This window comes from Psychrobacter sp. A3 (assembly GCF_028823565.1).
In the GTDB taxonomy this organism is placed as follows: Bacteria; Pseudomonadota; Gammaproteobacteria; order Pseudomonadales; family Moraxellaceae; genus Psychrobacter; species Psychrobacter celer.
On the sequence record NZ_JAPEHS010000096.1, the window covers coordinates 1 to 8,921 of the forward strand.

The following is an 8,921-nucleotide window of genomic DNA, read 5'->3' on the forward strand; positions in this document are numbered from 1 at the left end:
TAGGGTTGTTTTACCGTGGTCAACGTGTCCGATGGTGCCGACGTTGACGTGGGGCTTGTTGCGTTCAAACTTGGCCTTTGCCATGGGTAATTCCTCTTTTTTTGGTGAATCTTTATCAATAAAAGATCAGTGAATAGCTGTTTGACGGCTTCTGATGCATATTCAACCATCAAACCGTTGACGCTATGGCTTAACTACCAAAACGACCTTGCTTAACATCTTATCGCAAACACAAGACTCTTCATTTGCCTCTAAACACGGTACGTTTCAATGCTTTATTCAAACTTGTTTTTATTCAAGCTTATTTTTGATTACACTTATATGTTTGGTTATTATACTTGCTTTTTGCGCGATTGCCCATCATCCACGGTATCGCGATATGGCGGTTACGTTACGATATCTTACGAGTCCCTAACCAATCTACCAGCTGAAGCTTTACTGCTTTGTTAACCAATTGACAGCACTAAAAGGCAACACCTCAGTGTCACCTTTGAATTATAATCTGCCACACTAATTTTATAGTTTTCAATATTCTATAATTTCGATATTGACGTAAAGCTGTGTATTAAAGCTCAAGGCAAACACAAAAAGCTAAAACAATAAATGGAGCTCATATCGAGAATTGAACTCGAGACCTCTCCCTTACCAAGGGAGTGCTCTACCGCTGAGCTATATGAGCATATTTTTAATAACTACAGCAGAAATCTGTAGATTTACTAAAAAAAATATCACGATGCAGCGATGATAACTGACTGTCGTGATGTATTATTGGTAGTCTTTGCTATGGTGTATAAATGGAGCGGGTGGCGGGAATCGAACCCGCGTCATTAGCTTGGAAGGCTAAGGTGTTACCATTATACCACACCCGCAATTACTCTTGTTTTGGCTGACTCTAATAGAGAGTCTATCATAATAAGAGCTTGCTTGGCGCTATGACAAACTTAAAATATGGTGGTGGGAGAAGGATTCGAACCTTCGAAGCTTTCGCGACAGATTTACAGTCTGTTGGGTTTGACCGCTCCCCAATCCCACCTTAGGGTGCTTTGAACAAAAATGACTTTAAAACAAGACAATTTTATAAAAAGCGACTTTGAAAGAGATGGTGCCGACTGCCGGGATCGAACTGGCGACCTACTGATTACAAGTCAGTTGCTCTACCAACTGAGCTAAGTCGGCTTGTTCTCTCAAAGTGGTGGCTATTCTATCAAATATTTTGAGAGACGCAAGCCCCATTGATTATGTTGCTGTTTTTTTTGGCCATAAAACCGCTTTTATCGCAGTCATAGCATTTGTGCTTGTTTTACCGTTCGCTGTAAGCCTAACCGTTAGCGAATACGTAATCCATTACAGGCCATTTTTACGGCTTTTATCAGTATTTGGGCTTTTTGGTTGGTCTCCTCCCACATCGCGTCTGCAGTAGCACTGTCATTCACACTTGCGCCTACTTGGATATGTATCTTGCCGCGGCGCATCACTGCTGTGCGCACCGCTATCGCGGTGTCCATATTGCCATGCCAGCCCAAATAACCAACGCAGCCGCCAAAGACGCTACGACGCACAGGCTCAATCTCATCGAGGATTTGCATCGCGCGGATTTTGGGTGCACCTGACAGTGAGCCTGCAGGAAAAGTGGCACACAGTACATCGAGCGCATCTTTGTCAGCAGTTATCGCACCCTCAACATGAGAGGCCATCTGCATCACTTGCGAATAACGCTCGACAGCCATTTTTTGGCTGACCTCAACGCTGCTATCTTCACAGACGCGGCTAAGATCATCACGTGCTAAGTCAACGAGCTTGCAGTGCTCGGCGACCGCTTGCTGGTCAGCGAGCAGCGCCGTCTCAAGTGCTAAATCGGCGGCGGCATCTTGGCCACGTTTGCGCGTGCCTGCCAGCGGACGCACGCTGACACGGCCATCCTCTACGCGAGATAGCATCTCAGGAGAGGCACCGATGATATCAAAACGTTTGTGATCATCTAACGTGTAGCCATGCACTAAAAACAAATACGGCGATGGGTTTAAAAATCGCAGCGCACGATACACTGCCAGCGAGTTTCCTTTATAATCCGCGGTCAGGCGCTGGGCTGGCACCACTTGCTGCACATCCCCTGTCATAATGTAGTCTTTGATTTTATTGACATCCGTACTGTATTTATCTTGCCCGGTTTGCGAGACGAACTTCGGCGTTGGCATGATAGGGGCGTACAAGCTTGGCATCTCTGTCAGCTTATCTTCTATTTTTTCTAGCTCACGAATGGCATGGCTATAGCCGTCATCGCTTCTGCAGTCAGCATAGACGATGATAGATAGAGTATTTTCTAGCCTATCAAAGACTATCACATTCATCGATAGCATCAGCCACATATCAGGCATGGTCATTGGGTTGGGCGCTTCACACTCTCCCATACTCGGCTCGATCACCCGTACCATATCGTAGCCGAAATACCCAACCAGACCACCGCTAAAGCTCGGCAGTGCCGGCATGTCTGTTGAAGTTGGCATTTGATACTCTGCCATCAGGGTACGAATATACTCAAATGGTTGGTCTACCATCTCCACGTCGATATGATCATTTTTTTTGACCGTCATTGCCCCATCTATATATTGCACGATCAGATCACCACCCAAACCAATCATCGAATACCGTGCCCAACGCTCACCGCCTGCCACCGACTCAAACAAGTAGGCCGAACCGCTCAAATCACGTACTTTGGAAAACACCGAGACTGGCGTTTGGGCATCCATCAAGCGTTTTTTTATCAGTGGCGCATGGCTAAAACCACGGTCTTGAAAAGCTTGATATTCTTCAAAGGTCATCATAATGAAACTCTCTTAGCAAACGATTGGCAAAAGATAAGAACAGTAAAAACGATAGTCACAATACAAATGCAAGATAGCGTCAACACTCTACTGAATGTTGACGCTATAAAAATGGCAGATTGGTGGCTTATTTTATTATCAGTGGCATAGTAAGGATAACTGGTAGCCGCTAATTATATCAAAGCCCGCTGGGGTTATAGCGGCTCAAACGGACTGGCCAGTACTATATTAAAATGAAACGCCATTAAAATTAAGCGCCGCCCATATTAAACAACCATAACGCCAACCCGATAATCAAAATTGCAATAAACACCCACACAAACCAGCCGCCGCTGGATTTTTTCTCTACTTGGCCAGTATTGGCAGGATTATTGATGGCTTGCTCCATGGCATTATTGCCTTCGGTACCAAGGTCGCGCTCCTGACCGAGATTGGCAGTTCCTGAAAACTGAGCGGTCGCCGCTTGCTTGGCGCGCAGCACCTCAGGATCCGCTTCTTCTTGTAGCGCAGTTTTGGTGGTTTTGTCATGCTCAGGACTTTGGCGTTCGGCTACGGGTGCTTCGGCTTTTGGCTCTTTTACTATTGGTTCTTCAACGACTGGATCTTTAGTGGCCGGCTCTTCAACGACTGGCTCTTCGACTACTGGTGTTGCAGCGACTTGTTCTTTGGCTACTGGCTCTGCCGCAACAGTTTCTTGAGGTTCATTTTGAGCTGACGTAGGGGCAATAATACCTTCTTCTACAGGGTCGGCGGACATGGCGGCCTCGCCTGCACTAGCCGCGAGCACCTCCTCGACGATCGTTTCTTTTACTACTGGCTCTGGCGTAGCTTCTACTGAAACTGTCTCACTAGGTGATGCAGGTCTTGCTGGGATCGTTTCTTCAACAGCGGCAGGTGGCAGTGATGACTCTGTTGCCGACTGCTTCGATGGCGTGCTAGTGCTCTCTAGATCTTCTTGCACTGAGCCTACTATCTCTTCTGGCTCTTTTGCTTTCGGCTCTTTGGTGGCTGGATCAATGGCGCTTGACTCTATATCCTCGGCAGCTAAAACCATTACTTGAAACTCAAAGCTAGCAAAGCCAAGCTTATCGTCGGCGTTCAGCTGAACCGTTTTATTCGCCTCAATACGCTTATTATTAACAAAGGTTCCGTTAGAGGAGTCTAAGTCTTTGACATAAAGCTCAGTATCCAGCACGCTCAGTACTGCGTGGTTGCGTGACACCGCTTTACTGCCTAGCACCACATCATTGTCGCTGCCACGGCCAATCGATAGGCTATCTGTAACGGTCAATGTCAAATCGCCCAACGCTTCGGTTAGGGCATTGAGACGCCAACTGTCTGCGTCTACGGTGGTATGTGCATTATCTGTATGATTCATCATGCTATGACTCCTTATTTTTTATGAAATTTTACATGTAATGTATTCAGGTATCTCTCAGATTTGATCGCTGAGCAGGCAAATGTGCCAAACACATCAACGATAACTATTTATTCGACAGGCGCGCTGGCAAAAACTGCGGTTTGATAACCCCTTGAAGCTGGCTATAAGGGATGCTCAGCACTGGCATACCATAAGCATAAGGCCCGATAGAATAGTGCTGATAGCGAATATCGATGCCCTGATCTGTCAATGTGACATTATCACTTAGGGTAAACGGCCAGCTTTTCTCATAGCTGGCAACATCCTCATCGACTGTCTTGACCCATTCTTTATAAGCGCTATAGGCTAAGGCGTTAAAGCGAGATTTTTTGTTGGGCTGTAGCATGTCTGCCAGCTGAATTGGTTTTTTGGTTTGTTGATCAAATATTAAGTACTCACTATAGGGCATGCCGTGAGCGCCGCCCGTAAAGACGTATGAGTGTATTTCAAACAGCTCAAAATCATTGACGTGACCTAAGTATTCTGGCGTGACCATAAGGCTATAGACAAACACGCTGTCTGCTGGCACCTCCGCAAACTGTGAGGTCACAAACTCATCAAGCGCCGCTTTGACATCGTCAGGCGTTTTTACCACTCGTGCGCCTGACTCACTAGGTTTGCTATTGACCACCAGCGCATCAATACGTGCATTGACGGTGTTGTCTATCCAGCTGTGATTGCTTTTGAGATATTTGACTTCAATATCTGGGCAATTATCACGCTCAGTACATATCTTTTGAATTTTTTCTGGTAACTGATAATCGAGATACTCTGTTGAGCTGATCAGGCTACCTGCATTTGCGGACAGACTAGCGGCCCCCATCAGTAAACCGCTTGCTAAGAGACCAATTTGCCGTATACGCCCTACTCTGCCTAAAGAAATATGCGTCAGCGTGAACCTATTAAGATGAGATTGAACCATAGCTTTCATGCATTCCTTTTTATAATATAAAGTATTGTTTAACATTCTACCGTAACAATGACGCTGTATTGTAGGAACACTGTTTGTGTTTTTGAAGTGTTGCTAATCACTCAAAACCTCTCTTGACTCATTTGCCGCATAAATAACGGACAATAAAAAAGACACGGCTAGCGTGTCTTAATCAATGAACAATATAGTGATACGGTTGATTTGATAACAGTCGTTTTAATGCTCACGCGTGCTGCTAAAGGTGATTTCTGGATAACGATCTTGCATCAATTGCAAGTTGACACGTGATGGCGCAAGGTAAGTCAGATAACCACCGCCATCTATCGATAGCTGATCATGGGCTTTTTTCTTAAACTTCGCAAGCGCCGCCTCATCATCACAATGAATCCAGCGTACCGTCGCAATAGAGACCGGCTCAAAGCTGCACTGTACTTTGTACTCTTCTTTGAGACGATGAGCGACAACTTCGAACTGCAGCACCCCGACCGCGCCCAAAATCAAATCGTTATTGATCTGCGGCATAAACACCTGCGTGGCACCTTCCTCGGAGAGCTGCTGTAAGCCCTTTTGTAGCGCTTTGGATTTGAGCGGGTCTTTTAATACCACACGGCGAAACAGCTCAGGGGCAAAGTGCGGAATCCCTGTAAAGTTCAACTCCTCGCCTTCGGTGAAGCTATCACCGATAGAGATTGTCCCGTGATTGTGTAAGCCAATAATATCACCCGGATACGCCTCTTCTAGCGCTTCACGGTCGCCCGCTAAAAAGGTTAAGGCATCAGCAATACGCACGTCTTTGCCCAAACGCACGTGCTTCATTTTCATGCCTTTTTCGTATTTACCTGAGCAGACCCGCAAAAACGCAATGCGGTCACGGTGGCGCGGGTCCATATTGGCCTGAATTTTAAAGACAAAACCACTAAACGCCGTTTCGGTCGCAGCCACTTCGCGCTCAGTCGTTGGATGGGCTTTGGGTGGCGGGGCATATTTGACCAAGGTATCAAGTACCATATTGACGCCAAAGTTGCCCAGCGCGGTACCAAACAACACAGGGGTCATCTCGCCTTTTAAAAACGCCTCTACATCGAACTCTTCGAGCGCCATTTGTACCAGCTCAAGTGACTCCTCAAAAGCATCAAACATCAGCTGACCTAGACGCTCGCGTATATCAGGATAATCGTAGCCTTCACGCGTTTCAGAGACGGTCATCTTGCCGCCATTGCCTTTCTCATAAAGATAGGTTTTGTCTTCTGCAAGATGATAGACCCCAACAAAATCCTGACCCATGCCAATCGGCCATGTGACGGGCACGCATTTAATCTTTAGTACCGCTTCGATTTCACTCAGTAGCTCAAGCGGCTCGCGAATCTGACGATCGAGCTTGTTGACAAATGAGATGATGGGGGTGTCACGCATACGGCAGACTTCCATCAGCTTGATGGTACGCTCTTCGACACCTTTGGCACCATCGACCATCATCAGCGCGCTGTCTACGGCGGTCAGAGTACGATAAGTATCCTCACTAAAGTCGGCGTGACCTGGGGTGTCTAGTAGATTGACCATATGGTCTTTGTAAGGAAACTGCATGACGGAGGTGGTGATAGAGATACCACGCTCTTGCTCCATGCTCATCCAGTCAGAGGTGGCATGGCGATCAGTTTTGCGGCCTTTGACCTCGCCTGCCACCTGAATGGCTTGTCCCCATAGGAGCAGCTTTTCGGTCATGGTGGTCTTACCCGCATCAGGGTGCGAGATAATGGCGAAGGTGCGGCGCTTGGCAACTTCTTGATTTAGTTTTTTTGGGTCTACGCTCATAATGTTCGGCTTCAGCAGTTGGGTCATTTAGAGATTAGTCTAAATAAATAGGGTAAATATGAGCGTATTGTAACGGATTTAGCGCCTGACTGCAGAATTAGCGCATAAAAAAACACGCTCTATGATAGCCCAATAGAGCGTGCGACCTTGGAGGTTACGATGTTTTTGGCCTGAATGATGGGCTTTTTTTAATAATAGCGTTTGATTTCTCTCTCTAAAAAGTCAGCCGCTACGTCATTGACCAACGTGCAATCGACTACGCCGCGAAAGCTGTCTTCATTAGGTCGCTGTTCATTTTTGTTGATATAGTTTGCATCAAAAACCGACTTACCATATTCAGCACCATAGTAGTTATATTCAGGCCGCTCATCGGTAGAAAAAAACGTCACCTGCGCCGCACGAGCATTATTATCTTTACCTACTTTGACTGTGGTAGTGGAATATCGCTGATTGTCACCAAACCTGTCCTCATTTACCTCAATCCAGTCTTCTAGGGTTTGGTATCGTGTTTTGTTTTTATCATTAAACACAAAAAACGCTTCTTCGCTCTTAGTCACAGGGATATAACACACGGAACCAGTAGGGAAGCTAGCATTTATAGGAATATTGGTGAAATTATTCAAATCAGTGAAAATACCACGATCATCACTAGGACGATTGCCTTTTTGGTAGCTACTCGCATCTGTTCCTGATAGGTTCAACGTTCTATAGCGTATTTGATAGTTCAATTGTTTATTACTGCCCTTCTCATAGATAGGGCGTTTTACTGTGCGGCCATCGACTTCAATATAGCGATCTTCGAGGGTGCCTTCAAAGTTGTTTCCTAACACGGTTGCAACTGGTAAATCATTAATACTTGGCGAGCTCAGCGCACCCTTGATGTTTGTGACATCAATATCACGCTCTCCATCACTATATTCAATCTCAATACGTGCGATGTTATTGTTTACGCGCTCAAAATGATTGATTTCAAGCTCGTTACTATTCCCCGAACCATACACACCATCGTCTTCTTCACAGCCAACCATCGTCAGCGCCAACACAGACAATACGCTGGGAATCACCATCCGTTTTTTTATAGAGTTGCTCATTAACATTAAGTAGTATCCTTGTCATGGTCAGGTCGATTGCCATTTGTTGTCATCTATACTGAGTATCAAACAGCGATATTGATGTAATTAGTTTACCTCAATACCCTCATTATTTATATATCAACGCTGTTTTGTTATGCGCACACTGTTTGTATATTTACAAACTTTTTATATATGTTTACGCCTGACCCATTGTGCGCATCAAATAGCTTGCTACCATGGATAAAAGCAATATGAGCTTACCAGCCTTTATTCGACGCTCGCACCTACAATCGTATTTATATAAGTCTTTAATACATAAGTTTCTAAATCAATTTTAATACAATAGTCTCTAAATCAATAAAGCTCACCTCGAGCGACAAAACCAACAACAAAGGATGTGTTATGAAAACGTTATACTCTACTAAAGCTACAACCACCGGCGGCCGTGCAGGCTCAGCCAGTCTCGCTGATAGCGATCTGAGTATCAATATGGTACCACCCGGCTCTGGCAAAGACGGCAATAACCCAGAGCAGCTATTTGCCATGGGTTACAGCGCTTGTTTTGATGGCGCATTAGGCGCGGTCAAACAAATGGAAAAAGCCAAATTTGACTCCACCACCGAAGTAGAAGTTGATCTGATGCAAGGCGAAGGGCACGACTATAAGCTGGCGGCAAAAATCCACGTGATTGGCAAAAACACTGAGCTATCTGCTGATGAGTTCCAAAAGCTGGTCGAAAAAGCCCACCAAGTCTGCCCATATTCGAAAGCCACGCGCGGCAATATCGACGTCGAGGTGACATCAGAGGTTCAATAAGTTCTCGGCTACTCTACAGTATAGCCGATGCACTCTAAAAAGAATAT

The 8,921-nt window shown here is 45.6% G+C and carries 7 protein-coding genes and 4 tRNA genes; 1 reads left to right on the top strand and 10 read right to left on the bottom strand.

Features of this window, described 5'->3' with window-relative positions; genetic code table 11:
- The 10 genes from NK638_RS10820 to NK638_RS10865 all read right to left on the bottom strand — a co-directional run.
- Positions 1–84, bottom strand: an 84-nt coding sequence (locus NK638_RS10820; RefSeq protein WP_001029591.1) for a GTP-binding protein, incomplete at its 3' end; no start/stop codon positions are given.
- A 520-nt stretch (positions 85–604) separates the two neighbouring features.
- A tRNA-Thr gene (locus NK638_RS10825) sits at positions 605–679 on the bottom strand.
- Positions 680–795: 116 nt separating this feature from the next.
- A tRNA-Gly gene (locus NK638_RS10830) sits at positions 796–869 on the bottom strand.
- Positions 870–949: 80 nt separating this feature from the next.
- Positions 950–1,033: transfer RNA gene (locus tag NK638_RS10835), tRNA-Tyr, on the bottom strand.
- A gap of 67 nt (positions 1,034–1,100) precedes the next feature.
- Positions 1,101–1,176: transfer RNA gene (locus NK638_RS10840), tRNA-Thr, on the bottom strand.
- 149 nt (positions 1,177–1,325) lie between these two features.
- Positions 1,326–2,822, bottom strand: coding sequence for an anthranilate synthase component I family protein (locus NK638_RS10845; RefSeq protein WP_274633031.1), 1,497 nt, complete (start codon positions 2,820–2,822; stop codon positions 1,326–1,328).
- A 250-nt stretch (positions 2,823–3,072) separates the two neighbouring features.
- Positions 3,073–4,203 (bottom strand): FHA domain-containing protein, encoded by a 1,131-nt coding sequence (locus tag NK638_RS10850; RefSeq protein ID WP_274633032.1) that lies wholly within the window; start codon positions 4,201–4,203, stop codon positions 3,073–3,075.
- 103 nt (positions 4,204–4,306) lie between these two features.
- Positions 4,307–5,065 carry an RsiV family protein gene (locus NK638_RS10855; protein ID WP_274633033.1) on the bottom strand — a complete coding sequence of 253 codons (759 nt, stop codon included), beginning with the start codon at positions 5,063–5,065 and terminating at the stop codon, positions 4,307–4,309.
- 324 nt (positions 5,066–5,389) lie between these two features.
- Complete coding sequence (locus NK638_RS10860) at positions 5,390–6,985, bottom strand: peptide chain release factor 3 (RefSeq protein WP_274633034.1); 1,596 nt, start codon at positions 6,983–6,985, stop codon at positions 5,390–5,392.
- 188 nt (positions 6,986–7,173) lie between these two features.
- Entirely contained in the window at positions 7,174–8,076 is a 903-nt protein-coding gene (locus NK638_RS10865) for a hypothetical protein (protein ID WP_274633035.1), read from the bottom strand.
- A gap of 384 nt (positions 8,077–8,460) precedes the next feature.
- Here NK638_RS10865 and NK638_RS10870 point away from each other — a divergent pair, with 384 nt between their 5' ends.
- The gene (locus NK638_RS10870) at positions 8,461–8,874 is read left to right on the top strand and encodes an organic hydroperoxide resistance protein (RefSeq protein ID WP_105244849.1); all 414 of its coding nucleotides are present in this window, start codon (positions 8,461–8,463) and stop codon (positions 8,872–8,874) included.
- Positions 8,875–8,921 lie beyond the last annotated feature (47 nt).